This window comes from Novosphingobium gossypii, from assembly GCF_050433305.1.
GTDB classification, from domain to species: Bacteria; Pseudomonadota; Alphaproteobacteria; order Sphingomonadales; family Sphingomonadaceae; genus Novosphingobium; species Novosphingobium gossypii.
The window spans coordinates 300,508-324,694 of the sequence record NZ_JBNPXM010000001.1; the positions used below are offsets into that span (position 1 = coordinate 300,508).

Consider the following 24,187-nt stretch of genomic DNA (forward strand, 5'->3'; position numbering starts at 1 on the left):
CCCGCCAAGGTATCCCCCGCCTTGTCATGCCGCGGTCTTGATACGTCGGGGGGAGGGTGCCTAGATTTACCGTATGCCGCACGCCAACTTCGTACCCCTTCGCATCTTCTCCAGTTTCACCATGCTGGACGGCGCGATCGATCCGAAGGCGATCGCCAAGCTGGCCAAGGAGCGCAAGTTCCCCGCCGCCGCCCTGTGCGACCGCAACGGTCTCTACGCCGCGCCGATCTATGCGGGCGCTGCCAAGGGCATGGGCGTCCAGCCGGTGATCGGCACATTTCTGGCGATCGCGCGTCCCGGCGCGGCGAAGCAGGGGCAGGACCGTCCGATAGACTGGCTGGCCCTGTTCGCCCAGAACGAGGCGGGCTGGCTCAACTTGTGCCATCACGTCAGCCGTGCGCACCTCGACCGCCCGCTGGAGCTTGATCCGCATGTCGAGCTGGAATCCCTGCGCGGCCATACCGACGGATTGATCTGCCTTACCGGCGGGAACGAGGGGGCGCTGGCCCGGCTCTACGCCGCCGGTCGCCACGAACAGGCGGAAAGCTACTGCGACACGCTGCAGTCGCTGTTCGGCGACCGCCTCTACATAGAAATCACCCGCACTGGTGAACCCGAAGAGGACGAGAGCGAGGAAGACCTGATCGCGCTCGCCTATAACCGCGACATTCCGCTAGTTGGCACCAATCCTGCGCAGTTCGCGGAGAAGACCTTCCACGCGGCGCACGATGCCATGCTGTGCATCGCCAACTCCACCCAGGTCGATGCGCCTGACCGTCCGCGATCTTCGTCAGAGCGCTGGGTGAAGCCGGCCTCCGAAATGGCGGAACTGTTCGCCGACCTGCCCGAAGCGCTGGCGAACACGCTGGTCGTGGCGCAGCGCTGCGCCTATGTGCCCCCGCGCCGCAAGCCGCTGTTGCCCAGCCTTGCCGGCGACCGCGAGGGCGAGGCGCGGATGCTGGCTGACGATTCGCGTCGTGGCCTTGCCGCCCGTCTTGCCCCGTACTGGCCTGACGTGACCGAGCAGGAACTGGACGAGGCGATGGCGCTGAAAGGCGACGAACGCCGCGCTGCCTACGAAGCCCTGCGCGAAAAGGGCGTCACCGAAGACTTTCTGGAATATGCCGACCGTCTCGATTTCGAGGTCGGCATCATCGTCGGCATGGGCTTTCCCGGGTACTTCCTGATCGTTGCCGACTTTATCAAGTGGTCGAACGACAACGGCATTCCGGTGGGGCCGGGACGTGGCTCGGGCGCCGGTTCGCTGGTGGCTTGGGCGCTGACCATCACTGGGCTGGATCCGCTGAAGCTGGGCCTGCTTTTCGAACGCTTCCTGAACCCTGAACGCGTCTCGATGCCCGACTTCGACATCGATTTCTGCGAAACCCGGCGCGGCGAAGTGATCCGCTACGTCCAGAAGAAGTACGGGCACGACCACGTCGCGCAGATCATCACTTTCGGCAAGATGAAGGCCCGCGCGGTGCTGCGGGACTGCGGGCGCATCCTGCAGATGGGCTATGGCCGCGTGGACAGCCTGTGCAAGATGGTGCCCAACCATCCGACCGATCCGTGGACGCTGACCGAGACCATCCAGGGCCGCAAGGCACATGGCGTGACGAAGGATCCGCCGGTCGCCGAGTTCAAGCGCGAATACGACAACGACGCCGAAGTGCGCCGTCTCGTGGACCTTGCCGTGCAGCTGGAGGGCCTGCCGCGCAACTCGTCCACGCACGCAGCGGGCGTGGTGATCGGTGATCGCCCGCTGGCGCAGCTGGTCCCACTGTACCGCGATCCGCGGTCCGACATGCCGGTGACGCAATTCGACATGAAGTATGTCGAGGATACCGGCCTCGTCAAATTCGACTTCCTCGGCCTCAAGACGCTGTCTGTGCTGCGCAAGGCATGCGACCTGCTGGAGCGGCGCGGCATCACCATCAACCTGTCCACGCTGGCGTGGGACGATCCGGGCGTCTACGAACTGCTCAAGCGTGGTGATACCGTTGGCGTGTTCCAGCTGGAATCGGAGGGGATGCGCCGCACGCTGGCGGCGGTGAAACCCACCAACTTCGGCGATATCATCGCGCTCGTCTCGCTCTATCGCCCCGGCCCGATGGACAACATTCCGCTGTTCGGCCAGCGCAAGAACGGCCTTGCGCCCATCGAATACCCGCACGAAAAGCTGGCCGGCATCCTGAGCGAGACGTACGGGATCTTCGTCTATCAGGAGCAGGTCATGCAGGCCGCACAGATCCTGGCAGGCTACTCGCTGGGCGACGCCGACCTTCTGCGCCGCGCGATGGGCAAGAAGGTGCAGGCCGAGATGGACAAGCAGCGCCAGCGCTTCGTCGACGGCTGCAGGCAAGTTTCCGGCATCGAAGCGGCCAAGGCCAATGAACTGTTCGATTTGATCGACAAGTTCGCAGGCTACGGCTTCAACAAGTCGCATGCTGCGGCTTATGCGCTGCTGGCGTACCACACCGCGTGGTTCAAGGCGCACTATCCGCACGAATTCTATGCCGCGGCCATGTGCTTCGACATGCACCAGTCGGAAAAGCTGGCGATCTTTGTCGATGACGCGCGCCGCAACGGTATCGAACTGGCCGCGCCGGACATCAACAGGTCGGAAGCCGAGTTCATCGTTGAGGAGACGGCGGAAAGCCATGCGGTGCGCTATGCGCTGGCAGGCATCCGCAACGTCGGCGAAAAGGCGATGGACGCCATCGTCGCAGAGCGCGAGGCGAACGGGCCGTTCGTCGATCTCGACGATGTATTCCGCCGCGCGCCCGCCGGGTCGATGAACCGTCGGCAGCTGGAAAGCCTGGCTGCGGCGGGCGCCTTCGATGCGCTGGAGCCCAACCGCGCAAAGGTGCTGGCCAATGCCGACACTCTGCTGGCCGAGGCCGACCGCTCTTCGCGGGAGCGCAATTCCAGCCAGCACGGCCTGTTCGGGGGCGAAGACCATGTCGAGCAGGGCTTGCGACTGGTCGAGGCGGACAAGTGGGACCGCGCCGAGCAGATGGCCAAGGAGCGCGAGACTTTCGGCTTCTACTTCGCCGCGCACCCGGTGGAGGCCTATCGCGCGGTGGCGTCTGCCAATGGCGCGCGTACATACTCCAGCCTCATGGCGGGCGGGGGCGGCGGTGGCCGCACCGGCGCGGTGATGGCGGCGATGGTGGAGAACGTCCAGAAGCGCAAGACGCGCAAGGGCAAGGACTTCGTGATGGCGGAGTTCTCCGATTCGTCAGGCAACTTCTCCGCCTCGTGCTTCGAGGAAAGTCTGGTCGAAAACTTCGTGAAGTGGGCCCGGGAAGGGGAGTGCATCCTCCTCAACGTCGAGTTGGATTCACCCAGTCCGGACGAACCGCCGAGGGTGACGGTGCGCGGCGGACGCCCACTCAGCGAGGTCAAGGCGGACGCTCGGATGGTGCTGAAGCTGGAACTCGATCGGGTGGAGGCGGTGCAGGAACTGGCGCTGTTGATGCGTCCGGGCGCGCAGGGCGCGGGCGAGGTCATCGCCACGCTCCTGCTCGGAGATGGTCGCACGCAGAAGGTGCGCCTTGGCCGGGATTTCGCGCTGGACGGCGAATTTGCCGAACATCTTCAGAGCGTGGAAGGCATCGCGAACGTCTCGCTCACTGCCAAACGCGGGCCAGAGCGGGTCGCGATGGCCGCCTGATCGTTTGCACACGATGAAGTCGTCCCGGAGGAGGTCCGGGACGACGCGTGATTACTTGTCCTGCTGCACCGCGTCCTGCGCGGCGTCGCCCACCTTGGTGGCAGCATTGCCGACGTCGTTGGCCGCTTCGGCGATTGCATTGTCCTTGATGGATTCGCTGCTGTTCTGACTGAACAGATAGATGCCGCCGACGATGGCAACCAGCAGGATCACCGCCAGAACGATCCCGGTGCCGCCGCCAGTACGGGTTTCGCGGATGATTGTCGTATGGCCCGGAGCGGCCTGAGGCGCGGCGGACTGCTCAGTAGTGACGGTTTCTTCAGCCATGGATGGCTCCTGTCCCTATTGGATACTGCCCGGATGAACGCTCCGCCCTTCAGGAGGTTTCCGAAGGGGGTCACAGCAGGCTCAACTGTCCGTCAAGCGAGGGCTGCCTGAACTGCGCGCAGTCCAGATCGACGTGCGGGCGCGTCATGCCCAGCCTGGCAGCGGCGACGCGGAACCGGCGGCGGAACAGGTCGGCCCAGACGCCCTCGGGGCGCATTCGGGTGACGAAGTTCGGATCGTTGTCTTTCCCGCCCCGGATGGAGCGGATCGTCGCCATGACCTTGCCGGCACGATCGGGAAAATGCGTGTCGAGCCATTCGCGGAACAACGGTGCGACTTCGTGCGGCAGGCGCACCACGATCCACGATGCAGAGCGCACCCCGCGCCCGGCAGCATCTCCCATGATCGCCTCCATGAAACTGTCGGTGATCGAAGGTATGACGGGCGCGATCGAGACATGCGCCGGCACGCCTGCCTCTGCCAGCCTGCCCAGCGCCGCCATCCGCTTGGCCGGAGAGGCTGCGCGCGGCTCCAGCTTCTGCGACAGGACCGGGTCGAGGCTGGTGATGGATATGCCGACATGGACGAGGTTGCGCGCGGCAAGTTGCTCCAGCAGGTCGAAGTCGTGCAGCACGCGATCGGACTTCGTGGTGATCGTAACCGGGTGGCCGGTTTCCAGGCACAGTTCCAGCACCGCGCGGGTAATGCGGTAGCGGCCCTCTATCGGCTGGTAGGGATCGGTGTTGGTGCCCATGGCGATCGGTGCCGGGCGATAGCCGGGCTTTGCCAGTGTCTGGCGCAGGAGCTTTGCCGCTGCGGGCTTGGCGAACAGCTTCGTTTCGAAATCGAGGCCGGGGGAAAGGTCGTGATAGGCATGGGTGGGTCGCGCGAAGCAGTAGATGCAGCCATGTTCACATCCGCGATAGGCGTTCACCGAACGGTCGAACGGCACGTCGGGCGATTTGTTGAACGAGAGGATCGAACGCGGATGTTCTTCGGTGACCGTGGTGGCCGGGTGCCGGGCCGGGCCGTCCACCGTTTCCAGCGCATCGAGCCAGTCGCCGTCGACCTCCCGCGTGGGCAGGTTGAAACGGCTGCTTGCCGCATCGCTAATCGCGCCTCTGCCCTTGATCGCTGCCATGGACCATGGATGAACAAAAGAAGAACAAATGTCAATTCGCGCGCGAGCAGGCCATGAAAAAGCCCGCCCCTCTTGCGAAGGGCGGGCGCTTTTTCGTCGAAGTGGCTGGGGCTTAGGCCCAGGTAGCCATTTCGGTTTCGAGGTTCTCGACGATGGCTTCGAAGAACTGCTCGGTGGTCATCCAGCTCTGGTCCGGGCCGATCAGCAGCGCGAGATCCTTGGTCATCTTGCCCGATTCGACGGTCTCGATGCAGATGCGCTCAACGGTTTCGGCGAACTTGACGACGTCGGGCGTGTTGTCGAACTTGCCGCGATAGGCGAGGCCGCGCGTCCAGGCGAAGATCGACGCGATCGGGTTGGTCGAGGTCGCCTTGCCCTGCTGGTGCTGGCGGTAGTGGCGGGTGACGGTGCCGTGCGCGGCTTCGGCCTCGACGGTCTTGCCGTCGGGCGAGAGCAGGACCGAGGTCATCAGGCCCAGCGAGCCGAAGCCCTGCGCCACGGTGTCCGACTGGACGTCGCCGTCGTAGTTCTTGCACGCCCACACGAACTTGCCCGACCACTTGAGCGCCGAGGCGACCATGTCGTCGATCAGGCGGTGTTCGTAGACGATGCCCTTGGCCTTGAACTGCTCGGCAAAGCCTTCGGTGTCGAATACTTCCTGGAACAGATCCTTGAAGCGGCCGTCATAGGCCTTGAGGATTGTGTTCTTGGTGGACAGGTACACCGGCCAGCCGAGGTTGAGGCCATAGTTGAACGAGGCGCGGGCGAAGTCGCGGATCGATTCGTCCAGATTGTACATCGCCATGGCGACGCCCGGAGCCGGGAAGTCGAACACGTCGAGGTCGATCTTGTCGCCGTTCTCGCCGTCCCACACCAGACGCAGCTTGCCGGCGCCGGGGATGAGGGTGTCGGTGGCCTTGTACTGGTCACCGAAAGCGTGACGGCCGACGACGATCGGGCTGGTCCAGCCCGGAACCAGACGGGGCACGTTCGAGATCACGATGGGCTCGCGGAACACGACGCCGCCCAGGATGTTGCGGATGGTGCCGTTGGGCGACTTCCACATCTTCTTGAGGTCGAATTCGGTGACGCGCGCTTCGTCCGGGGTGATGGTGGCGCACTTGACGGCAACGCCATACTGCTTGGTGGCGTTGGCGGCGTCGATGGTGATCTGGTCTTCGGTCTCGTCGCGCTTCTGGACCGAGAGATCGTAATACTTCAGGTCGATGTCGAGGTAGGGGAGGATCAGACGTTCACGGATCCACTGCCAGATGATGCGGGTCATTTCATCGCCGTCCATCTCGACGATGGGGTTCACAACCTTGATCTTTGCCATTCTAGAAATACTCCCCAGGGGTGAGAATTGCCGCCGTACTAGGCAGGCAGGGAGCGCATGGCAAGGCCAAGGCGTTCCGAATCGGGCCACGCAGACCTGACACTTTGGAGGCTATTGCACCTGATTGGCATTATCTGAAGCCGGCGCGCCGGGCGGACCGGCGGCGTGTAATGAAAAACCCCGCTAGATCCGAAGATCCGCGGGGTTTTCTGGAATGGTGGGCGTAGCAAGGATTGAACTTGCGACCCCTACGATGTCAACGCAACGCCACGACTCGGAAATGACGGTAATCTGCGGTTCCGTTCCGGAGCGAAATCCCAGAAAACGCGAACGATCCGAGAACAAACCGGCCTTTTGCGCGAGCTTCACGCAAAACTCACGCAAGGATTTCGCGGGTCGAAGTTGGTGGCGCTGCTCGCAGGTATCGAACTTGCGACCCCCGGTTTTCGAACTGCAAAGGAGGGCTAATCATGGCTGATAAAGGCATCATCTTCAGCGCCGCCATGGTACGCGCGCTACTCGACGGCAGGAAGACCCAAACGCGGCGGCTCTGCGCCTGGGCGAACAATCCGAACAGCCCGCCGCTATCGCGCATCGTTCCTCTCGATCACGCGCCGGGCTGGTTCGGTGACGAGGAAGGCGAGGTCTGCTTTTCCGCCGGGTATGCGCCTGGGCAGCGGCTGTATGTCCGCGAAGCGTGGACGCTGCGGGGTCAGTTCACCGACGTGGTTGAGGTTGGATACCGTGCGTCGGAGAACCGGGGCCACACCGAGTATGTCGAGCAATGGCCGGTCGCGGTGGCGGTCCCAGGCAAAGCAAAGCCGGGGCGGCCGGCGCCCAAGTGGCCGGAGTGGCCCAAGTACGGGCCGTCTATCCACATGCCCCGCTGGGCGTCGCGGATGTGGCTGGCGGTCACTGAGGTGCGCGTGCAGCGCCTACAGGAATGCAGCGAAGCCGACGCGATCGCAGAGGGCATCGAGGGTTTCGCCTGCATAGGCGGCCAGGCTTGGCGCGACTACGGCGGCGGCTCCGGGTTCAACAAAACCGATCCCGCGTCCCCGGCGACGCGCAGCTATCACACGCTCTGGAACAGCCTGCACACCGCTGAGGACGAACGCTGGGAGGACAATCCTTGGGTCGTCGCCGTCACCTTCAAGGTGCACCACGGCAACCTTGATGCAGAGTAGGGAACTAGACTGGCATGCCACGGCGTAGCCTTACGCCGGCAGCACGCCAGCCAGAGACCATCCTGCTCCGAAAACGAAACATACCAGAGAGCCAATGATGATGAGGACGCCGATATTCACGTATCTATTTCCGCGCTGAAAGAACGCTAGCTCCCTGGTCATATCTCTGTCGACGACACCGGTCGTAAGGGAGCGCCGGTGTCGCCACATTTCTTGTGCAGATTGATTGTAAAAGGCCAGCTGGCTGAGAAATGCGAAAATGTGGGCGACTAAGCTAAGTACGACGCCCATCGCAAAGCACGTAAACGCCGCCCACAGGAATGTAGCATTCAGCCGAAGTGGCGCTTCTGACTTGCCGACCGTATTCCCTATGAAAGTGAACATCGCGATTAGGGCCCCCCCGTTCGCGAGCATGATCGCCGCCAAAGCTTTCTCTGCGAACGTCATTTGGTTTTTCAACCGGTCGACTGTGTCTACCTGCGCATTCTTCAGATCAAACTCAATGTCCTCGCGAACGTTGGGGGTGAGAGCATCGGTCATCGGTCGGCCTCGTGTTTTGAAGTGCTTGGCGCAGTGAGGGAGGTAAGATAGCCTCTCGGCATGACGAATGATAATCACCCTGTAGAAAGCAATGACAACCTGCGAGACCTCTCGGAGGCCGATGTCATCAAAGCAACGGAAGTGGCCGGCATCAGTCTGCCGATCAGCGATTCAAGCGCTCTGATAAAGGCGGCGACGGCGGTGCTAGATCAGCCCGTTTCGCCGGCTGAGATCGAAACAGCGCTGCGAACCGCCTACGTCACTCTGCCGCTCAACACGCCCGCGGATCTGCTTGATGCAGTCAATCGGGTGCTCGACGTGAAGCTTGGTGATCCCGGGGAGGGCGAGGGCGAGTGAACGCGGCGGGGTATCGGCGGAGCATTTTACGTCCGAGAGGCCGCTCTTCCTCGCGATCGCGACGGACGAGGTAACCACCGTTAAGGTCCTAACGATGCCAGCGATGGCAGAAAACGCACGTCTTTTCGGAGCCGAACTGTCAATGTCGGAAAGTAGCAGCATTTGGGGTTCTTACTTGCGTCTCGTGAGAGCCCTTTCCAAGAACGCGGTAATTCCGGTGCTCGTCGCTGGTTTGGGGATGGCATCCTTTGGCATGTTCATAACCCTCCGTGATGAGGGGCAAAAGGGACTGCTCGCGTTCACGTCTGGCATGTTGAGCGTTGGCGCCTTGACCGCTGCCCTTGGTATGTTCTCCGTAACATTTCTACAGAAGACGGCGAAGGTTCGAACCATAAGACCTTCCCGTGCGGGGTCGCGAACGGTCGCAGGTCGGCCACTCACCCAAAGCCCTGTCACGAAGGATCTCGAATACCGGCTTTCTCGCCTCGAATCCGGGGTGAGCGCCTTCAATGCAGCCTCAGCAAGCCAGCAAGCGAAGATTGCTGCTGATGTCCTTGGTGAAGTGCATCTCGCCCTCACTGATGAACTGATTGATCGCGCCCGCGAGAGACTAGAAGCGCAGTTGAGCAAGGAAACTGCTACAGCATACGTCCGCGAAGCCTTCGAGGGAACGTGCGGTAGATTGAGCCGTGAGGGCGAAAAGACGAGAATAGCAGGGACGTACATGCTTGCCATCGGCGGGGCCATCAGTGTTTTTGGAATGAGTATACTTGCCTTTTACCTTTTTGTTGAAAAACCCTTTTCGCTAACCAACGGGATAGCGGAAGCTGCGATGCATTACGTGCCTCGGTTGAGCTTGGTCGTAATCGTCGAGGGCTTTGCTCTATTCTTTCTGAAGCTTTATAAATCCTCTTTGGAGGACATGCGATATTTCCAAAACGAGCTTACAAATATAGAGCAAAGAGTAGTGGCTTACGAAATCGCGTCAGCGCAAGAAGAAGATAGTTTGCTTAATGAGGTCGTGCGCACCGTTATAGCGACTGAGCGCAACTTCACTTTGAAAAAAGGTGAAACGACTATCGGGATAGAAAAGGCAAAAATTGAGAGTGGTGCTGGAGCCTTGGCTGCACTGAAGGATTTAGGTCCTATCCTAGGATCCCTGCGCGCAAAGTGAGGCTATGTGCTGCTCGCGGCGAAGGGTGTTTTCGCTGGTTTCCAAATACCCGGGCACAAGACGTCAGGCTGACATTTACGCTCCGACCCGGGGGCGATCGTCTCGCGCGCTGCATCGAAAAGAGGCCACTGCGTGACTGATGCCGATGCGCGGCCTCAAAGCAAAAGGCCCTGTCGGGGCGGCGGGGGCTGTACCGGCTTGAACCACGCTTCTGCGGTACGGTCGACCGCCAGTCTGCCGGACCACACGTTCAGTAGCGCTGCGGCCTCCTCCGGTGTGCCATCGGTCCAGCGCGAATAGTCTTCGGGCTTTAAGATGGTCGGCATGCGGTCGTGCACGTCTGCCATTTGCTCAGAGCCGTCGACCATTACCATCGAATAGGCATTCCCCCACTCGGACGTTGCGCGCCAGACACCAGCGACGGCGAATATGTCCTGATCCGGCAGGGAATACCAAGTACGGGTCATCTTGCCTCGCGGGCCTTCAGCCTCCGCCCAGGCGGTCACCGGGATCAGGCAACGGCGCTTGTTGAAGCTGTCGCGCCAGAAGGCAGTGCCCAGCTTGTTCTCGCGTGCATTGTTCACCGGCTTCGGCTTGAGGGGCAGGCCGGTCGTCTTGCTCTTCAAGACCAGCGGGAATCCCCATGCCATGGACGCCACGCCTTCACCCGTCACTACCAGACCCGGATAACCAGGGTAGACCTCGGCGGCGGAGTTGGCGCCAGCGTCCGCGGGCACGCGGAACAGATTCGCCACCTCGGTCTGGGCTTTGTTTATGCGGTACAGGTTGCACATCAGGGCATGATGCGGGGTTGCAACCGGGAGTCAACGCGAGCCGGTAGCCATCGCCCGCCACCGGGTGACGCAGATCGTCATGTCGCGGGCGCGGCAGTAGGGCCCCATGTTGGCGTCGAAGGGCGGCTTGGTAGGGCGGTCCAGTACTGCTTGACCTGCCAATCCTCGGAAACGCCATTGAGGTTCAGCCACGCCAACGCCAGGCGAACTTCGGGGCCAGGCTTGATCGGCTCCTTCTCGCCGAGATCCCGCGCCGCTTCCAAGACATCGATCGCCAGCCGGTTCATTCGTCCCAGCGCTGGCTTACCCATCGTGCTGATGATCCCGCTGGGCGGCGTTGAGAAAGACGCGGGCGTAGTTCCGGAACATGCCCTGCCAGTACGGTCCGGCCTTCTCCCATTCCCGCGTCCAATCGGTCCACTCGTCGACCGTCTCGCATGACGCCCACATCTTGGCGGCCAGCTCTTCAATTAGCGCCTCAGTGTCATTGGTGGTGCAGAAGCGGCAGGGCATCAGTCGTGCGCCGCCGGGCCGCACTGAACATCACGATTGTCGCAAGCCGAGCACTTCAACCGGGCGCGGATCGCCGGGATGCGGAGGTCGAGGCCCTTGCGGACACAGACCTTCGAAACCTCCTTTGGATCGAGAAAGGCCTTATGCCGACAGGCACACATGACCGCGATTACGCAGCCATTCTTGCTGCAGTCGAAGACGGTATCGAATCGTCGCGTTCCCATAACGTTCTCATAACGCATTGCGGAACGAATGTGGAACAGATACCAAGGCAGCAATCCCCACCGGAGTGATTCTGCCATGCCCACCCTGATGAAAATGGAAGGTCCGCTCGACCTCGAAGGCTATGAAACCGAAGCCAGGCCGCTGCCGTTTGGCCGCTGGATCTTGGAGCAAGTAGACCGGGGCGGCTTCATCGGCCAGCTTGCGACCATCGCCAAAGCCGACAGGGGATTTCCTAAAGAAGGCGGCCCCGACGCCGTACGCAAGCGGCTGGGCGACACCGGTGCCGATCCTGAGATGTTCGACGCGATCGACGACGCGGAGCTAGACTGGGCAGCGCTATGACCCAGCCGATGTCGGATGACGCGCTGATCGCGCTGGCAGAACATCGGTTTGCCCAGGCGGATCGTGCAGGGGCGACGCATGAGGACTGCCGGCAGTTGCGCGACATCTTCCCTGCGGTGTTGCAGCGGTTGCGCGAGAAAGTCGAGATCACCCGCGATCTCGTCTCGATCGAGTACATTGACCTGCGTGACCAGAAGGCGTGGGAGCGGATGGCCGCTGCCGCCAACAAGAACGAACCTGACGACCAGCTGCAGCTGGCGCTTACGCACCTCTGATCAAGAGGTCAGCTATCAGGCCCTTGCCCCGGGGCGCTGATGACGGTGGGTGCGGTAATCCGCACGCCGCACCCACATTTTTTGAGGCGTCAGCAACTATGTGCATCCGTGACGCCAGGCGGCCCTGCGAGGGCTACGCAGCGTTAGCGAATGGCGGTATGTTGGGTCCGTCCACAACGATCGAAGGCAGGGACCGGAAGCCCGGCTTTGCCAAAAAATAGCCCTGAGCATATCGTATGCCGATCTGGCGTATGGCGTGCAGTTCTGCGGCGGTTTCTATGCCTTCTGCAATCAGTGCGACGCCCAAGGACTTTGTAATCTCTACGATGCCCTCCACGATCAGCCTGCGACGCGGGTTCCTGTCGATGCCGCGTATCAATGCCATGTCGAGCTTGATGAGATCAGTCGGCAAATCGGCAAGCAGGCCCAAGCCTGCATACCCTGCACCGAAATCGTCGATGGCCGTGCTGAATCCCATCTTTCCGTATGTTTCAACAATTCGGCGGACGTGGGAAGGATCGCGCATCTCTTCGTTTTCCGTGAACTCGAAGATGAGCCGTTCCGGAGGGAAGCCAGTGGCGCGCGCTGTCTGAAGCGTCAGCTGTATACAGGCCATCGGTGAATAGACCGCATCCGGCAAAAAATTGATCGAAAGCCGTGCGCCAGTCGCGAGTATGCCCGCTTCTACCGCGCCAGCAATTGCCGCCACACGGCACTGCTGGTCAAAGGCATATCGATTTTCGGGCGTGACAGCGGCGAGTACCTCAGCAGCCCCCTGCCGTTCAGGACCGCGCACCAGCGCCTCGTAAGCGAACGGCAGTCCTGTGGTCATGTCCACGATGGGCTGGAACGCCATCGCCAGATCGAAGGTCTGCGCTTCGGACCGGCATCCCTGACAACCTGCTTGCATCTAATCACTCCTAGCCCCGCAAAAGCATACAAAATTACGACCTAAGAAGGAGTTAACCAAAATGCCTCGAGAATTGAGCTGACTATGGGCTGATGAACCTTTGGTTCTTGGACCGATGAGGTCGGGAACAGACGTATGGAGACATTAGAAGAAAAAAAGGGCCGACCCTTGGGCCAGCCCTCGTAGAAGTTTGGGAGAGGTGCCTAAAAAGGCACGATCTTTATCCCAAAACTCCTTTTATGCTGCAAGCGCGAAATTAGCCGATGGGGTGCGCTAATTTCCCGATGACCCCGTACTGATTGATGTCGATGAGCGGCGAGGCCACGGGACAGGTGGCCTCGCCGCAAGGTGTCAAAGCGTGCGGTCACGGGCACGACTAAGATCTTCGGCAGGTTATGTACCCCCCCGCTTGAAGCGAGCGCGCTTTATCAATCAAATGCGTCGCTCCAAATGAAATATCATTTTGTGAAATCGCTATCCGTTTGTCGGTTATTACCTTCCATGCGTTCGCCGGGAAGCAGGTGGCCCGCTTCGGGCTCAAACTATTAACGCAGCATCATCGGTGGCACGTGTCAACGGCATGCAGAATAATGAAACTGCGACTTATAACTGACATAAACACTAAATCTCATGGTTTGTATTTAATTCGCGGTTCTTAAGCGCTTTTCACAATGAATAGTCGCAGGGAGGACCCGCAATTTATTGTAGACGAGCGCGTTTTTTGCTTGCGCTGCGCTCGCCATCATGTCTTTCTTGTCCCTGCCGCTGGTCACTTACCAGCCTGATACAGAGAGACATGACATGATCGCTTCGAACAATGGACGCGCTTCGCGCCGTCCTACTCCCTTCTTCCTCTTCCCCATCATCGGCCTTGGTCTGCTTGGCGCCTCCGCGCTGCATGCCTCTTACAGCTGGGGTCCTGCTGAGGCTGGCTATCAGCTAGTCATGGAATACCGCAGCGAGGCCTACGTGCTCGACAGTGACCTGACGAAGGATGACTGCAACGAGGCTTTGCCGTTCGGTGATCAGCTCAAGCACGTGCACTTTGTCTGCGTGGCGGAGGGCTGAGCCATGGACGCCATCGCACTTCCCACCACAGTGGCCGATATCATCGACGAGTACGCCAGCAAGGACGCTGCTATCGAGCAGGCCATTGCCGACTTCGAGCAGGCCTATGACCGCCTCGGCATGTCTGCCACCGTGCAGGGCGTCTATGTCGAGAGCGTGGGCGGATCGAAGCCCTACCTTCACGCCGGTAGCCTGCGCGGCAACCTGCTCAAGTCCGCATGGCGTGCGGTCTACAACCGCCTGCAAATCGACAGCATCGCGCCCGTGAAGGACAAGAAGCTATTCGACCAGGCGCTGGCGTCGCCTCCGCCTCTCACCATGGAGACGGCCAAGGCGACCTTCGGTGATTACCTGACTAGGCCACGTTTCCATATCCTGCGTGGCTTGGCTGAGGTCTTCACCACCTTGGATCCAGCATACAAGTCGCACGGCAAGGTTCGCATCGGCGTCAAGGGTTTGCCCAAGCGCGTCATCCTCAACAGCTTCGGCGAGTATTCCAGCAACTACGGGCGCGAGAAGTTCAAGGACATGGCCAACGCTCTTGCGGCGGTGCGGGGCCAGCCCGGCTTTGAGTGGTCCGAGTGGAGCGCCATGGATTGCGCTTTTCGCCTCGGCGAAGACGCCATGCTTGATGGGCGGGAATACAGCCGCACCGATCGCTACGGGAAGACGGAGACGTTCAAGACCGCCGACCGTGGCCTGACCGTCCGCAAGTTCGCCAACGGCAACGCGCACGTCTTCTTCGACAAGTGGGCGCTTCTCGACATCAACAAGGCGCTGGCCGAGTTCTATGGCGAGGTGCTGCCGGACGCGGAAGAGGAGGACGTGAGGCCCAGCGCCAGCACGGCGGTTGCCAAGGATCTGCAGTTCTACTGGTCGCCGCCGGAGGTCATCGAGGCCGCGCTAGAATTCGCGCATGTTCCGAACCCGGCTCATTACAGCTCTAACCGCCATCAGTGCCCTGTCGTGCGGGTACTCGAACCCTCCTGCGGCGACGGTCGTATCCTCGATATGATTCGCGCGCGCGGCCATAAGTCGTTGGGCATCGAATACCACCCGAGCCGCGCAGACGAGGCGAAGGCCAAGGGCCATGCCGTCCTTGCTGCCAATTTCCTTGAGCATCCAGCCACGCCCGATTTCGACGCCGTCGTGATGAACCCGCCGTTCTATGGGCGGCACTATGCCCAACATGTAAGGCACGCTTACAAGTTCCTGAAGCCGGGCGGGACGCTCGTTGCTATCCTGCCAGCGACGGCGCGCTACGATCATGACGAACTGACGGGAGAATGGCGCGACCTGCCAGTGGCCAGCTTTGCGGCGGCGGGCACCAACGTGCCTACCACCATGCTGCGTCTTGTGAAGCCGAGGGCTTGAGCCATGGCAAACGCAGACACCATCGCGGGTTGTATCAACAGCCCCTTCCTTGATGCCCTATCGGCAGAGCGGTCGGACCGCCTGCTATTGGATTGTCATCGCAGGGACGGATACTGCCGTGTTCGGGGTAAGGCGGGCCACCTGCTCTTCATTCACCGAACCCCTTGTGCCGCAGCTTGGGCAGGCAAAGAAGCTCACTCCACCGGCGCAAAGCTCATCGTCGATGTCGAACTTGTGCCCGCACGAGCATTCCGCGGAAACGTGCATGTGATGGTGGTTCATAGGTCGTTCCCCCTCCAGAGAATCGGTTCCTCGTATTCGCCCCTTGGATCGAGGATGCGCGTTATCCACAGGGAGAGCAATGGGGGGCGAGGGGGCCGCCGTTCTTCTGCCTCGCGTACGCGACGAGTGGTGTGCCCGGGTATTGCCGCATGAGCAGTCTGTGTCAGCTCGCCGGCGACTGGGACGGCACCACGCCCACCGGAGGTCTTATGGTAGAGCGGAAGTGGGACGGGTGGCGCGCGCTCCGCTTCCGCGGCATCGACCGCAAGCCTCGACTCTGGTCCCGCAACGGCCAGCCGCTCAACGGTGCCGACCATATCGCGTACCAGCTCGACCTGTTCGAACGGGTCGCGGGCGTGCCGCTCTTCCTCGACGGCGAAGTTGTGGTCGACGAGACGCTGAACGCAACGAAGCACTGGTTCGAAAGCGGCTGGCGCAGGGGAGGGGGTAGGGGCCGCCTCTACCTTTTCGACGTGCTGACGGAGCAGGAGTGGCGCGCAGGCGGATCGGACAAGCCGCTACACGAGCGCAAGGCCTGGCTGCAGCAGCTGGCGGGCGCGGTACGGGATGATCCGGCGCTATCCTGGGACTGGCGGCCGGGAAGCCGGGGCGGCGACGATCCGGAAGCGGTGCAGGTCGTGGCCGACGAATGGGCCTTCACCGAATCGGACGTCGAGGACATGGTGCAGCGGGTGTGGGCCGATGGGGGAGAGGGGCTGATGCTCAAGGATCCCGAAGCCCCCTACCGGCGCAAACGCGGGCCAGCCTGGCTCAAGGTGAAGTTGGAAAACTGGTCCAAGTGGGCGATGCCCAGGCGGGCCGCATGATGATGCTTATCGCCTCGAATGAGGCACCCCACCGGGGGAAACCGAGGAACGCGACGACCGTGGAAATGCAGCAGAAGAGCATCAGGCAGCGGCGCGGGCCGACGATCAAGTTCACCGGCGCGTTGATTGCAAAGGCAGAATTTGAGATCCGTGGCGGCCGGGAGATGCGATTGGAGATCTGGGAGACGAAGGGCAGGGCGCTCATCCCGATCTCGATCACCGACGAGGAAACGCGCGCGGCGATCGTTGACCCCGGCGATGAGACCGAAATGCGCTGTGCCGTGATGGACTTCTTCGACTGGGACAGTCGTGCCCGGGAAATGGTAAAGGATCAGCTCAAATGGCGCCTTCACATCCACGTGCAGTAAAACCTGCGCTCGAGCGTATGGCGCGGGCACTCTGCACCGCTGACGGTCTACCGGAGAACACGCATTTCGAGGGCAAGCCGATGTGGGAGAACTTTATCCCCAGAGCCCGCGCCGCGTTGGAAGCAATCCGTACTCCAACGATGGCAATGGCGAAGGCTGGCGACAAGCTCCTGTCAGATGACCGGGGCCATTCGTTAAGCGCGTTGGATCTGGCCGACGCTTGGGAACTGATGGTCGACGCGGCACTGCAGGGAAACTGACTGAACAGGCAATAAAGCGGCGATGACGGAGCCAAGCGCGATCGCACTATGCCCCCTGAGAACTACCAATGTCATCTGGGCCGCGTTGGTCCATCATGGTGTCGCTGGGCGCGAAGGGGGCGCCCATCATGTCGGTAGCTGTCGGCCACGGGCAGTCTTCGGCGGTAAGCGGGCGCGACGGTAAGAGATTGCCGCCGCGCCCGCCCCGGCGGCCACCCCATGGCGCCGAGCTGCAACCGAATGATGTTCTTCGATTCATCGAAGAAGAGGAGCCTACGTGCAGAAGTGCATAGTCACCGCGACCCATCCCGCGTCTAGCGCGCATCGGACGCGGCGACTTGCAGGGGATCGTCGCGGCCGATCACTTCCTTCAACAGCATTCTTGTTGTCGTGTCTTGAGGCAGCCCGGCAGGACCTCTAAGGCCCGGGCAGCAGGTGAAAGCGTCGCCCGTGCTTTCCGATGCAGCCCCCGTTGTGCAACCTGGGGTCTAGCAGTCCTCAACGGGCAATGAGAATGCTTCTCATCTGGAACTGGCGCAAAACAATTCTGTTCAAGATTCCGATCCAGTTCAGGAGAGGTACCATGGCAGAAGTTCGTGAAGACGCTTACGGAAATCGAGTAGTCGTAGAGAAGCGCAGTAATGCTGGCCGTACGATCGCGATTATCGCGCTGATAGTGCTGGCAATTGTCGCCCTCTTGTTCGCAACCGGTTTTTGGAAGGCTGACGTGTCCGGCGGCGATCTGCCGGAGGTGAGCGTGAAGGGTGGAGACCTGCCGAAGGTCGATGTCGATTCCAAGGAAGTCGTGGTCGGCACTAAGAAGACCGAAGTCGACGTTCCCACCGTTGGCGTCAAGGACAACGGCGAAGACTAAGCTCGAAAGTTTCTAAGGTCAGGCCCTCAGCATGCGCTGGGGGCATTTTCATTTGTCCTGCCGACGCGTTGCTTGTGATCAGATCAGCGACCTGATTTGCAACTCCATCGCCATCGTCCGAGGCTTCGCACTGCCGCGCGCGAACGGCGCGCGCCCTAGGAAGCCGAGATAGGTCCGGTTCTGCCGCCACGGCGTCTCCCCCGGATCGAAGCAGCAGTAGAGCGGCAGCGATGTTCCCAGCCTGTAGGTCAGAGGCGCGAAGGTTTCCTCGTACTCGGCCTCGCCCAGCCAGGACAACGTGAACAGCAGCGTGCGCAGCGTGACGCCGAGGGTGGTGCTGGGCACTCCGAAGCGGTTGATGTCGACCCCGCCCAGCGGTTCGATCCCGCGCTCGAAATCCCGATCGTAGAAGCGGGCCGGCTCAATGGCCTCGCCCATGACGATGCCACCCGCCTCGAACGCGCCGGTGTGGCCCTCGACATCGATCCGCCAGAAAAGCGTGCTGACCGGCGCGGCCAGGCGGAGGAAGCTATGATAGAGGCCGTCATCGCGCGTAATCGCTGGTGAGATGAAGGGTAGGGCACCACTGTCATACGGGGCCGCGCCGTCGACCTCTGCCTGGGTCGCCCCCAGCCGCAGCCGATACGTAGTCCCGGGCTGGGCGTTGGCCGAGATGATGGCTAGGAAGTCGATCGCCTTCTCCTCCTCAAACATACCGCGCGCCCAGATTGCGCCGGTGCCCGAGCTGCGCCAGGTCAGCCCCATCGTCTCGAGACGGCCGAGCGCGGAGGCGGCATGCCCCGCCTGTGCCGAGCTGACCGCCACGGTGCCCAGCGGAACCGGGTCTACGAATATGGGCTTCTTGATCTCGGCCATGCCTTACCCCCAGACCTTTGCTGTGGCGACGTTCGCTTCGGTGTCCACGACCACATCGGTGATGATATAGCGCCCATCGATGCCGCGCTCGGGATCAATCAGGCGTGCGGTGACGATCTCCTCGCTGTCGAGCAGGTCCAGCGCCGTATCGACGTCGAGGATGGCCATGCTGAACCGTCGGCGGTCGGGGGAGAGCAGGTCTTGGCGCTGATCGGCACGTTCCTGCGCATCCAGGACCGTAGCAAAGTAGGATTCAAGCGGATCCGCGGTCTCGCGGGCGAGGTTGCCGTGACGCGCGGTGACGGCAAGCGTTTCGGTCACGGCACGGCGATAGGGCTCGATCACGAACCCGATCCGGGCGGGGGTGGCGGTCATGATTTGCTGTCCCAAAGTTAGATTGCTGCAGTGCAGTATTACAATTCTGTAATTGCACGATCTGGTGTAAGGAGGGTGCTGCGCCGATCTCGGAAGATGACGGCACGGAGGTCGCAGATGGTAAATTTGTTAGTTCGCACGGTCTGCTTCCTGGGGAAGCATTCGCCGGATAGAACTCGCGTAAAGTGGGACGGCCTGCGATACGCAACGACCTGCGAAAGCTGCGGGTGTTCGATGTACCGTGTCCGAAAAGGCGTGTGGCGTAAGGGCTAGGAGTTATGGGCTGGGCGTGTCGGAGCCAGCCCTGCGTGAGCTAAATGCTGCAACTGGCGCTTACCCACTTTTGATCAAGAAGGTTTGTTATCAGGTCCCGCCCCGGAGCTTTGATGACGTTGGACGCGCTAATCAGAACGCTGCATTCGAATGTTACGACGAAAAGGATTCAGTTATCCAGCCTCGATTCACTCAATGCCAACGTAAATATGTGAAAGCGAATCCCGTTCGGCCAAGGGGCAGAAAACACATTTAGCCAGGAGGGCGCAGTGGTTCCTAGACGTCTTCTTTGCGTATTAAATCGACATGTGCCTCGGCCATCTCTGGATTGGGATGGCGTGAGATATTGCATCCGCTGCCGGCACTGCGGTAGCCGCATCAAGCGCGTCAGCCGCGGCAAATGGCGTCGGATGACGCTCGACGAATTGAGGTTTGGGCATGCTGGTGGCGATGAACCGTCACGCCCAAGCAAGTTCGACTAATAGCTTAATGCCGCTTGAGGTTGCCTAATGGGCCGGGCAGCATTTGCACCAAGTACTTGCAGCATAGACCGCCCGGAGCTCATTTGCCGCAATCGGCCTTCGGCAACCCGCTTCGCTTGTAGAAGCGGCACAACCGCATTCCCGCGGCATGCAGTCGGTCGCCCCAGCCTTCCAATGAGCTGTTGTACCGATCGTTTGCTATCGGATCCGTCAGGGTCTCCGGGCCAGGTCTCGGTTTTGCTTCCGTGATCGCTGCGATGTCCTTCGAATCTGGATAGCCGCTGCCTGTTTGACACATCGCACCAGGCAGACACAGCATGATGGCCGCGAGGCCGGCAATTATCTTCACTTTACTGCTCCCGATAGGATTAGGTGTTCGCGCGGCCGATGCGGCCTATAGCTCCGGCGCGCGCCTGGGGTTATGCGTGCCGGCCAGTTGAATACGTGTGACCGGGGAAAACGATGACCACTGCCGATACGCCCTTGGGCGGAGCAAGCGCCAAGCCTGCTGCCGTGATGCAAGAGCCAGCGAAGAAGCCGCGCACTCGTCTGCTGCATCTGGATGCGAGCAAGGGGATGCTGATCATCCTGGTACTGTTTGGCCACTCCATACAGTATTTCTCTTACTCGAGCAGCGGGCAGTTCTGGGCCGACCCGGTATTCAAGCTCATCTACATGTTCCACATGCCTTTGTTTGCGGCCTATAGCGGGTACTTCTCTCCCGGTCGCCCGGTGGGCCAGAATGACGTCAGAAACCGATTGTTCTCGCTGATCTTGCCCATGATCGTTTGGGTCCTGATCGCCTATGTGATCCATGCCGCGATCACCGCAGACCTGAGCCGGGCGCCAGTAAACATCGCAAAGGGGGTTATAGGTCGCTACTGGTTCATCTGGGCGATCTTCTTCTCGCTAGCGGCCTGTTGGCTGTGCGAGAGCATACTGCGCCGGCCGCGGCTCGGCTACGCGGCGATATTCCTGATGCTGTTGTTGCAGGGCACTGGGTCGGACAGCATCGCCAAGTTTGGCTTCATCTTCCCCTACTTCGTGGCCGGACGCCTGTTTCGAACGCAGCCCGGCCTTGCGGCATTCGCCAGTGCCAACAGGGCAGTGATCTTCGCGGTGGGGGCGGTGGGCACGGCCTTCGCCTATCGATACTGGACGTTCGACACCTACATCTACAACAACCACCTGCAGACGGTGGCCCTGCCTGGCGCGATCGGCCTGATGCTTGCGGGATCGGCATGCGCCACTGCCTGCTCCGCCATCGGCATCGACTGGATCGCCCGGCTCGTGGTGAACACCTCGCCCGGGCGGGTGCTCCAACGGATCGGCGTGGTCACAATGGAGATCTACCTGGTGCAGAGCATCTTTTTCGCCGAAGCACCTAGATTGACCAAATCGTTTCTGGGGCAGGATGCAGCGGCGCTGGGCGCACGACTGGCGGTGGCGGTTGCCGCATGCATAGTGTGCTTGAGCTTGATTATGGCCGTGATTGCCCTCACCCGGCGGTCCCCGGCTGTAGGTAAGGCACTGTGGGGACGCTGATGAGCGAGGTCGCCCTTCCAACACCTACATGGTCCGGGCCATAGGCGCGCACACTCGCTGGTACTCGGACATCTTAGCCAGTTCGGCAGAGCTATAGGCTTGGCGCAGCCTCTGGCAGTTGAGCGCGATTGTGGTCGGCGGGAGCGTGGCGCGCTGCTTAGGCTGCTTCGCCTGCTCCGACGCCGCCGCTTTGGCTATCTCCTCCTCGCGCGTTTGGCTGGCGATCATCTCGTGGATGGCGTCGTCGGCGCGCTCCTCGGCGCTGCGCCCGCGCGCGTCGGCCGTCGCGACCTGCTGCTTCACCTGCTCGGCCTGGACCGCGTTTGCGCGCTCGTTATCGAGCCAAGTATTCCAAGCCCATCGCCCGGCGCTAAGAAGGGTGCCCACGACTAGGATCACCGCGACGCCCAGCAGGGCATATGCTACAGCCTTGCGGAATCGCTCCTGCACCAATCGACCCGCAAGCGTGAGGAAGAATGCTTCGATCATGGCTTGCCCTCCACCGGCACAGGGTTGTCGGCATGGTTCACAACCTCGACAGGCTGCGGCGTGCTGGCGGGGGCCGACTGCGAGAGCTGATCGGTAAGCTTCTCCCGCTCCCTGCCGCCCGACAGCGACACCAGCGCTGCGAGGACGTCGGAGAGCTTCACCACGGCGCCGCCAATGATCGCGCCAAACACCGACTCGGCGTAATCCGGCATCGGCTCATGCAGGGCCAACGCCGCGATGATGCTCAGAATGATCAGGATGATGCCCCCGCCGATCAGCTTGAGGACGTTGCGGTCGCCGTCCCTGTCGCACCTGCTGCTCATGCCGTCAGGCCAGCTGGTAATGGGGGCCATCAAGGAAGTCCGGGCCGGGGTGGCGTTTCTTGTACGCCTCGACTTCGGCCTTCAGCTCCGCGGCCCCACCGCCGTATTGATCCATTCGCCGATCCCAGACGGCGCCCCAGATCACTTTGACGCCCAGCTCTTCGCTCGCCTGATCGACGGCCTGAGCGATTGCCCAGATCAGTGGCCACTCCCAGCGAGGCTGGCCGTTGATCCACGGCACCAGGTCTACGGCGTGGCCGTAGCCGTCAGGCTGCTTCAGGTGCTTCGAGTTCATGGTCTTCGAGACGCCGCGCTTCACATAAAGGCGCTGCGTTTCGGTGGACCGCAGGCCTTCTTGGACCGTGAAGTCCTGCGAGGTGAGGGCGATTGCGCGCTTCACTACGGAGACGAGCTTCGGGCGCACGCCAGCGAGCTGCGCCAGCGAGCGCTGGCCCAGGATATAGGTCATGAGTATTCCTTTCAGTAAGTGCGGCTTTCAGACCGCTTGGGTTTGGCGCGATCGGATCTCAGGACCCGCCGCCCTCCGACTGGTGGTACCGCTCTAGCCGCGTGATACGGCGGTCGAAGTCGGTGAAGCGGCTGTCGAGGACTTCACTCTGCGCCTTCTGTCGCTCGTCCATGCGGGCAAGCGTCTCCTTCATTTCGGTCACCGACGACGCCACCCAGGCAAGAGCTCCGGTGATGAGGAACGCGATCACGCCTGCGACAATTCCCGCGACCCACTTCAACACTGGGCTCTTCATCTCGTCGTCAGGCTCCGGGACTGCGCCATTGAGCCGGGCGACGGCGCGCTCGAGTTGAGCGATTTGCGGGGCTACCTCGCCCAGCGCTATGGTTGCGGCCTGCTGAGCGAGCAGCTTGGCTTGCTCCATGTGCGCGAGGTCAGACATGAGCAAAGCGCCAGATGTCAGCCCAGTATTCTGCGATGGCGGGGGTCATATCGGCTCGGTCCGGTGGGTGACACGAAGCGCAGACACTGCGGCCTTATTGATGGTTCCCGCCATCAAAGCCCGTACTTCGCTCGAGCAAGGGCCAGTAGAGCATTGCGCGCGTCAGCATTCGCGGGAAGCCCGAGAGCTTTGTTGAAAATTATGACGTTGCCAATCCTGCCCTGGAATGGCCTCACCGTATCGAGATTCCCTATCCTCCAAAGCCCGCCATTTGCGGGAGTGGCGGAAGCAGTAAGACTGCCGATGCCGGTGCCTTGCGCGTTGTGAAGACTGACAGCCTTGGTCGCGTCGTTGTATGACAGCAGCGATAGAAATGTGCCGGCGCCCACGGTGTATGCGCCTGCGGTTCCAGCGACCGAAAACTGGAAGTTATTGCCGTTGGTCAGCATGAAAAACGCAGCTTGGTTTGCTCCCACGAAGGCCTTGTTGCCAGCCACCGAGAGATCTGCGGCCGTCTGATGGATGACTGAGAGCACCGAGAAACTTGTCTCCGTTTTCGCGAAGTCAGCAACGATGCCGGAATTGCCGGCGACCGTGAACTGAGCCATCGCAGGAGCGGTCATCGGCACATTGCTGGCGGAGGCCGTCGCACTTGCGGAAAGCGTGTATGTCCCTGTTCCCCCGGTACCAGTGCCGAGAGCAGCAATGTACGAACCTGCCGCTAGGCCGGGTGCTACCACCGGCTGACCTACCGCGAGGTTCCCGTTGGTCACGGCAGTCACGGTCAGCGTCGTGGAACCACTTGCGATCGTCGCATTGAATGCGCCGTCCCCACCGGTAATCGCCGCGACCGAGGAGGCAGTCATTTTCCCGGTCGTCTCAAGATCGTTGGCGACACCATCGACCAGATAGGCCGGGTCAAAAATGTGGGTCAATCCGAGGGTCGTAGCCATGGCAGCTAAGCTGGTGTTGAAGGCATCGACAGGGAACTTGGTCAGTCCATTGACCGTCGGGTAGCTGAACTCCGACATCTTGATAATGCGGCCTGGCATGTCTGATTCCT

At 61.4% G+C, this 24,187-nt stretch carries 29 protein-coding genes; 13 read left to right on the plus strand and 16 right to left on the minus strand.

Annotated elements, in window-relative coordinates:
- Window positions 1-73: 73 nt before the first annotated feature.
- Complete coding sequence (gene dnaE / locus GGR40_RS01615) at window positions 74-3,676, plus strand: DNA polymerase III subunit alpha (RefSeq protein WP_429274447.1); 3,603 nt, start codon at window positions 74-76, stop codon at window positions 3,674-3,676.
- A 51-nt stretch (window positions 3,677-3,727) separates the two neighbouring features.
- Here the strand turns inward: dnaE and GGR40_RS01620 are convergent, their stop codons facing one another.
- From GGR40_RS01620 to GGR40_RS01630, 3 genes are all read right to left on the minus strand, one after another.
- Window positions 3,728-4,003 (minus strand): hypothetical protein, encoded by a 276-nt coding sequence (locus tag GGR40_RS01620; protein ID WP_429274448.1) that lies wholly within the window; start codon window positions 4,001-4,003, stop codon window positions 3,728-3,730.
- Window positions 4,004-4,073: 70 nt separating this feature from the next.
- Complete coding sequence (locus tag GGR40_RS01625; protein WP_429274449.1) at window positions 4,074-5,144, minus strand: PA0069 family radical SAM protein; 1,071 nt, start codon at window positions 5,142-5,144, stop codon at window positions 4,074-4,076.
- Between the two features lie 112 nt (window positions 5,145-5,256).
- Window positions 5,257-6,480, minus strand: coding sequence for an NADP-dependent isocitrate dehydrogenase (locus GGR40_RS01630; RefSeq protein ID WP_429274450.1), 1,224 nt, complete (start codon window positions 6,478-6,480; stop codon window positions 5,257-5,259).
- Between the two features lie 470 nt (window positions 6,481-6,950).
- On the opposite strand from GGR40_RS01630, the gene GGR40_RS01635 reads away from it, so the two are divergent.
- Window positions 6,951-7,667: a hypothetical protein gene (locus GGR40_RS01635; RefSeq protein ID WP_429274451.1), complete on the plus strand. Its 717-nt coding sequence runs from the start codon at window positions 6,951-6,953 to the stop codon at window positions 7,665-7,667.
- A gap of 30 nt (window positions 7,668-7,697) precedes the next feature.
- Here GGR40_RS01635 and GGR40_RS01640 read toward each other — a convergent pair whose 3' ends face one another.
- A complete protein-coding gene (locus tag GGR40_RS01640; protein ID WP_429274452.1) occupies window positions 7,698-8,207 on the minus strand; it encodes a hypothetical protein in 510 nt (169 codons plus the stop codon).
- A 60-nt stretch (window positions 8,208-8,267) separates the two neighbouring features.
- Here GGR40_RS01640 and GGR40_RS01645 point away from each other — a divergent pair, with 60 nt between their 5' ends.
- Together GGR40_RS01645 and GGR40_RS01650 are read left to right on the plus strand one after the other, a co-directional pair.
- The gene (locus GGR40_RS01645; RefSeq protein ID WP_429274453.1) at window positions 8,268-8,564 is read left to right on the plus strand and encodes a hypothetical protein; all 297 of its coding nucleotides are present in this window, start codon (window positions 8,268-8,270) and stop codon (window positions 8,562-8,564) included.
- 94 nt (window positions 8,565-8,658) lie between these two features.
- Window positions 8,659-9,738, plus strand: a complete 1,080-nt coding sequence (locus tag GGR40_RS01650; RefSeq protein ID WP_429274454.1) for a hypothetical protein — start codon at window positions 8,659-8,661, stop codon at window positions 9,736-9,738.
- Window positions 9,739-9,893: 155 nt separating this feature from the next.
- Here GGR40_RS01650 and GGR40_RS01655 read toward each other — a convergent pair whose 3' ends face one another.
- The 3 genes from GGR40_RS01655 to GGR40_RS01665 all read right to left on the minus strand — a co-directional run bounded on the left by GGR40_RS01655 (window position 9,894) and on the right by GGR40_RS01665 (window position 11,045).
- Window positions 9,894-10,532 (minus strand): SOS response-associated peptidase, encoded by a 639-nt coding sequence (locus tag GGR40_RS01655; protein ID WP_429274455.1) that lies wholly within the window; start codon window positions 10,530-10,532, stop codon window positions 9,894-9,896.
- A 77-nt stretch (window positions 10,533-10,609) separates the two neighbouring features.
- Entirely contained in the window at window positions 10,610-10,843 is a 234-nt protein-coding gene (locus GGR40_RS01660) for a hypothetical protein (RefSeq protein WP_429274456.1), read from the minus strand.
- A complete protein-coding gene (locus GGR40_RS01665; RefSeq protein WP_429274457.1) occupies window positions 10,836-11,045 on the minus strand; it encodes a hypothetical protein in 210 nt (69 codons plus the stop codon). The genes GGR40_RS01660 and GGR40_RS01665 overlap by 8 nt, the downstream gene beginning before the upstream one ends.
- Before the next feature lie 300 nt (window positions 11,046-11,345).
- On the opposite strand from GGR40_RS01665, the gene GGR40_RS01670 reads away from it, so the two are divergent.
- A complete protein-coding gene (locus GGR40_RS01670) occupies window positions 11,346-11,612 on the plus strand; it encodes a hypothetical protein (protein ID WP_429274458.1) in 267 nt (88 codons plus the stop codon).
- A complete protein-coding gene (locus tag GGR40_RS01675; protein WP_429274459.1) occupies window positions 11,609-11,887 on the plus strand; it encodes a hypothetical protein in 279 nt (92 codons plus the stop codon). The genes GGR40_RS01670 and GGR40_RS01675 overlap by 4 nt, the downstream gene beginning before the upstream one ends.
- 133 nt (window positions 11,888-12,020) lie before the next feature.
- Here the strand turns inward: GGR40_RS01675 and GGR40_RS01680 are convergent, their stop codons facing one another.
- Window positions 12,021-12,797, minus strand: coding sequence for an EAL domain-containing protein (locus GGR40_RS01680; RefSeq protein WP_429274460.1), 777 nt, complete (start codon window positions 12,795-12,797; stop codon window positions 12,021-12,023).
- 744 nt (window positions 12,798-13,541) lie between these two features.
- Here GGR40_RS01680 and GGR40_RS01685 point away from each other — a divergent pair.
- The 6 genes from GGR40_RS01685 to GGR40_RS01710 all read left to right on the plus strand — a co-directional run bounded on the left by GGR40_RS01685 (window position 13,542) and on the right by GGR40_RS01710 (window position 17,850).
- A complete protein-coding gene (locus GGR40_RS01685) occupies window positions 13,542-13,865 on the plus strand; it encodes a hypothetical protein (protein ID WP_429274461.1) in 324 nt (107 codons plus the stop codon).
- 3 nt (window positions 13,866-13,868) lie between these two features.
- A complete protein-coding gene (locus tag GGR40_RS01690) occupies window positions 13,869-15,239 on the plus strand; it encodes a DUF4942 domain-containing protein (RefSeq protein WP_429274462.1) in 1,371 nt (456 codons plus the stop codon).
- A 431-nt stretch (window positions 15,240-15,670) separates the two neighbouring features.
- Entirely contained in the window at window positions 15,671-16,348 is a 678-nt protein-coding gene (locus GGR40_RS01695; RefSeq protein ID WP_429274463.1) for an ATP-dependent DNA ligase, read from the plus strand.
- Complete coding sequence (locus tag GGR40_RS01700; protein ID WP_429274464.1) at window positions 16,345-16,716, plus strand: hypothetical protein; 372 nt, start codon at window positions 16,345-16,347, stop codon at window positions 16,714-16,716. Before GGR40_RS01695 ends, GGR40_RS01700 begins: the two co-directional genes overlap by 4 nt.
- Window positions 16,689-16,976 (plus strand): hypothetical protein, encoded by a 288-nt coding sequence (locus GGR40_RS01705; RefSeq protein ID WP_429274465.1) that lies wholly within the window; start codon window positions 16,689-16,691, stop codon window positions 16,974-16,976. The genes GGR40_RS01700 and GGR40_RS01705 overlap by 28 nt, the downstream gene beginning before the upstream one ends.
- A gap of 583 nt (window positions 16,977-17,559) precedes the next feature.
- Window positions 17,560-17,850: a hypothetical protein gene (locus GGR40_RS01710; protein WP_429274466.1), complete on the plus strand. Its 291-nt coding sequence runs from the start codon at window positions 17,560-17,562 to the stop codon at window positions 17,848-17,850.
- A 78-nt stretch (window positions 17,851-17,928) separates the two neighbouring features.
- Here GGR40_RS01710 and GGR40_RS01715 read toward each other — a convergent pair whose 3' ends face one another.
- The 3 genes from GGR40_RS01715 to GGR40_RS01725 all read right to left on the minus strand — a co-directional run bounded on the left by GGR40_RS01715 (window position 17,929) and on the right by GGR40_RS01725 (window position 20,205).
- The gene (locus GGR40_RS01715; protein ID WP_429274467.1) at window positions 17,929-18,726 is read right to left on the minus strand and encodes a hypothetical protein; all 798 of its coding nucleotides are present in this window, start codon (window positions 18,724-18,726) and stop codon (window positions 17,929-17,931) included.
- Between the two features lie 3 nt (window positions 18,727-18,729).
- The gene (locus GGR40_RS01720; protein WP_429274468.1) at window positions 18,730-19,101 is read right to left on the minus strand and encodes a hypothetical protein; all 372 of its coding nucleotides are present in this window, start codon (window positions 19,099-19,101) and stop codon (window positions 18,730-18,732) included.
- 834 nt (window positions 19,102-19,935) lie between these two features.
- Window positions 19,936-20,205 (minus strand): hypothetical protein, encoded by a 270-nt coding sequence (locus GGR40_RS01725; protein ID WP_429274469.1) that lies wholly within the window; start codon window positions 20,203-20,205, stop codon window positions 19,936-19,938.
- Between the two features lie 113 nt (window positions 20,206-20,318).
- Between GGR40_RS01725 and GGR40_RS01730 the strand changes: the two genes are divergently transcribed.
- Window positions 20,319-21,401 (plus strand): acyltransferase family protein, encoded by a 1,083-nt coding sequence (locus tag GGR40_RS01730; protein WP_429274470.1) that lies wholly within the window; start codon window positions 20,319-20,321, stop codon window positions 21,399-21,401.
- A gap of 24 nt (window positions 21,402-21,425) precedes the next feature.
- Here GGR40_RS01730 and GGR40_RS01735 read toward each other — a convergent pair whose 3' ends face one another.
- From GGR40_RS01735 to GGR40_RS01755, 5 genes are all read right to left on the minus strand, one after another.
- The gene (locus GGR40_RS01735; protein ID WP_429274471.1) at window positions 21,426-21,890 is read right to left on the minus strand and encodes a hypothetical protein; all 465 of its coding nucleotides are present in this window, start codon (window positions 21,888-21,890) and stop codon (window positions 21,426-21,428) included.
- Window positions 21,887-22,243, minus strand: a complete 357-nt coding sequence (locus GGR40_RS01740; protein ID WP_429275231.1) for a hypothetical protein — start codon at window positions 22,241-22,243, stop codon at window positions 21,887-21,889. Before GGR40_RS01740 ends, GGR40_RS01735 begins: the two co-directional genes overlap by 4 nt.
- Complete coding sequence (locus GGR40_RS01745) at window positions 22,218-22,682, minus strand: M15 family metallopeptidase domain-containing protein (RefSeq protein ID WP_429274472.1); 465 nt, start codon at window positions 22,680-22,682, stop codon at window positions 22,218-22,220. Before GGR40_RS01745 ends, GGR40_RS01740 begins: the two co-directional genes overlap by 26 nt.
- 58 nt (window positions 22,683-22,740) lie before the next feature.
- Window positions 22,741-23,124, minus strand: a complete 384-nt coding sequence (locus GGR40_RS01750; protein WP_429274473.1) for a hypothetical protein — start codon at window positions 23,122-23,124, stop codon at window positions 22,741-22,743.
- Between the two features lie 113 nt (window positions 23,125-23,237).
- A complete protein-coding gene (locus GGR40_RS01755) occupies window positions 23,238-24,176 on the minus strand; it encodes a hypothetical protein (protein WP_429274474.1) in 939 nt (312 codons plus the stop codon).
- Between the last annotated feature and the right edge of the window lie 11 nt (window positions 24,177-24,187).

Excerpts from the sequence above, each read along its gene's own strand:
- dnaE (WP_429274447.1), top strand. The coding sequence starts at position 74 with ATGCCGCACGCCAACTTCGTACCCCTTCGCATCTTCTCCAGTTTCACC.
- GGR40_RS01620 (WP_429274448.1), bottom strand. The coding sequence starts at position 4,003 with ATGGCTGAAGAAACCGTCACTACTGAGCAGTCCGCCGCGCCTCAGGCC.
- GGR40_RS01625 (WP_429274449.1), bottom strand. The coding sequence starts at position 5,144 with ATGGCAGCGATCAAGGGCAGAGGCGCGATTAGCGATGCGGCAAGCAGC.
- GGR40_RS01630 (WP_429274450.1), bottom strand. The coding sequence starts at position 6,480 with ATGGCAAAGATCAAGGTTGTGAACCCCATCGTCGAGATGGACGGCGAT.
- GGR40_RS01635 (WP_429274451.1), top strand. The coding sequence starts at position 6,951 with ATGGCTGATAAAGGCATCATCTTCAGCGCCGCCATGGTACGCGCGCTA.
- GGR40_RS01640 (WP_429274452.1), bottom strand. The coding sequence starts at position 8,207 with ATGACCGATGCTCTCACCCCCAACGTTCGCGAGGACATTGAGTTTGAT.
- GGR40_RS01645 (WP_429274453.1), top strand. The coding sequence starts at position 8,268 with ATGACGAATGATAATCACCCTGTAGAAAGCAATGACAACCTGCGAGAC.
- GGR40_RS01650 (WP_429274454.1), top strand. The coding sequence starts at position 8,659 with ATGCCAGCGATGGCAGAAAACGCACGTCTTTTCGGAGCCGAACTGTCA.
- GGR40_RS01655 (WP_429274455.1), bottom strand. The coding sequence starts at position 10,532 with ATGTGCAACCTGTACCGCATAAACAAAGCCCAGACCGAGGTGGCGAAT.
- GGR40_RS01660 (WP_429274456.1), bottom strand. The coding sequence starts at position 10,843 with ATGGGTAAGCCAGCGCTGGGACGAATGAACCGGCTGGCGATCGATGTC.
- GGR40_RS01665 (WP_429274457.1), bottom strand. The coding sequence starts at position 11,045 with ATGCCCTGCCGCTTCTGCACCACCAATGACACTGAGGCGCTAATTGAA.
- GGR40_RS01670 (WP_429274458.1), top strand. The coding sequence starts at position 11,346 with ATGCCCACCCTGATGAAAATGGAAGGTCCGCTCGACCTCGAAGGCTAT.
- GGR40_RS01675 (WP_429274459.1), top strand. The coding sequence starts at position 11,609 with ATGACCCAGCCGATGTCGGATGACGCGCTGATCGCGCTGGCAGAACAT.
- GGR40_RS01680 (WP_429274460.1), bottom strand. The coding sequence starts at position 12,797 with ATGCAAGCAGGTTGTCAGGGATGCCGGTCCGAAGCGCAGACCTTCGAT.
- GGR40_RS01685 (WP_429274461.1), top strand. The coding sequence starts at position 13,542 with ATGTCTTTCTTGTCCCTGCCGCTGGTCACTTACCAGCCTGATACAGAG.
- GGR40_RS01690 (WP_429274462.1), top strand. The coding sequence starts at position 13,869 with ATGGACGCCATCGCACTTCCCACCACAGTGGCCGATATCATCGACGAG.
- GGR40_RS01695 (WP_429274463.1), top strand. The coding sequence starts at position 15,671 with ATGAGCAGTCTGTGTCAGCTCGCCGGCGACTGGGACGGCACCACGCCC.
- GGR40_RS01700 (WP_429274464.1), top strand. The coding sequence starts at position 16,345 with ATGATGATGCTTATCGCCTCGAATGAGGCACCCCACCGGGGGAAACCG.
- GGR40_RS01705 (WP_429274465.1), top strand. The coding sequence starts at position 16,689 with ATGGCGCCTTCACATCCACGTGCAGTAAAACCTGCGCTCGAGCGTATG.
- GGR40_RS01710 (WP_429274466.1), top strand. The coding sequence starts at position 17,560 with ATGGCAGAAGTTCGTGAAGACGCTTACGGAAATCGAGTAGTCGTAGAG.
- GGR40_RS01715 (WP_429274467.1), bottom strand. The coding sequence starts at position 18,726 with ATGGCCGAGATCAAGAAGCCCATATTCGTAGACCCGGTTCCGCTGGGC.
- GGR40_RS01720 (WP_429274468.1), bottom strand. The coding sequence starts at position 19,101 with ATGACCGCCACCCCCGCCCGGATCGGGTTCGTGATCGAGCCCTATCGC.
- GGR40_RS01730 (WP_429274470.1), top strand. The coding sequence starts at position 20,319 with ATGACCACTGCCGATACGCCCTTGGGCGGAGCAAGCGCCAAGCCTGCT.
- GGR40_RS01735 (WP_429274471.1), bottom strand. The coding sequence starts at position 21,890 with ATGATCGAAGCATTCTTCCTCACGCTTGCGGGTCGATTGGTGCAGGAG.
- GGR40_RS01740 (WP_429275231.1), bottom strand. The coding sequence starts at position 22,243 with ATGGCCCCCATTACCAGCTGGCCTGACGGCATGAGCAGCAGGTGCGAC.
- GGR40_RS01745 (WP_429274472.1), bottom strand. The coding sequence starts at position 22,682 with ATGACCTATATCCTGGGCCAGCGCTCGCTGGCGCAGCTCGCTGGCGTG.
- GGR40_RS01750 (WP_429274473.1), bottom strand. The coding sequence starts at position 23,124 with ATGTCTGACCTCGCGCACATGGAGCAAGCCAAGCTGCTCGCTCAGCAG.
- GGR40_RS01755 (WP_429274474.1), bottom strand. The coding sequence starts at position 24,176 with ATGCCAGGCCGCATTATCAAGATGTCGGAGTTCAGCTACCCGACGGTC.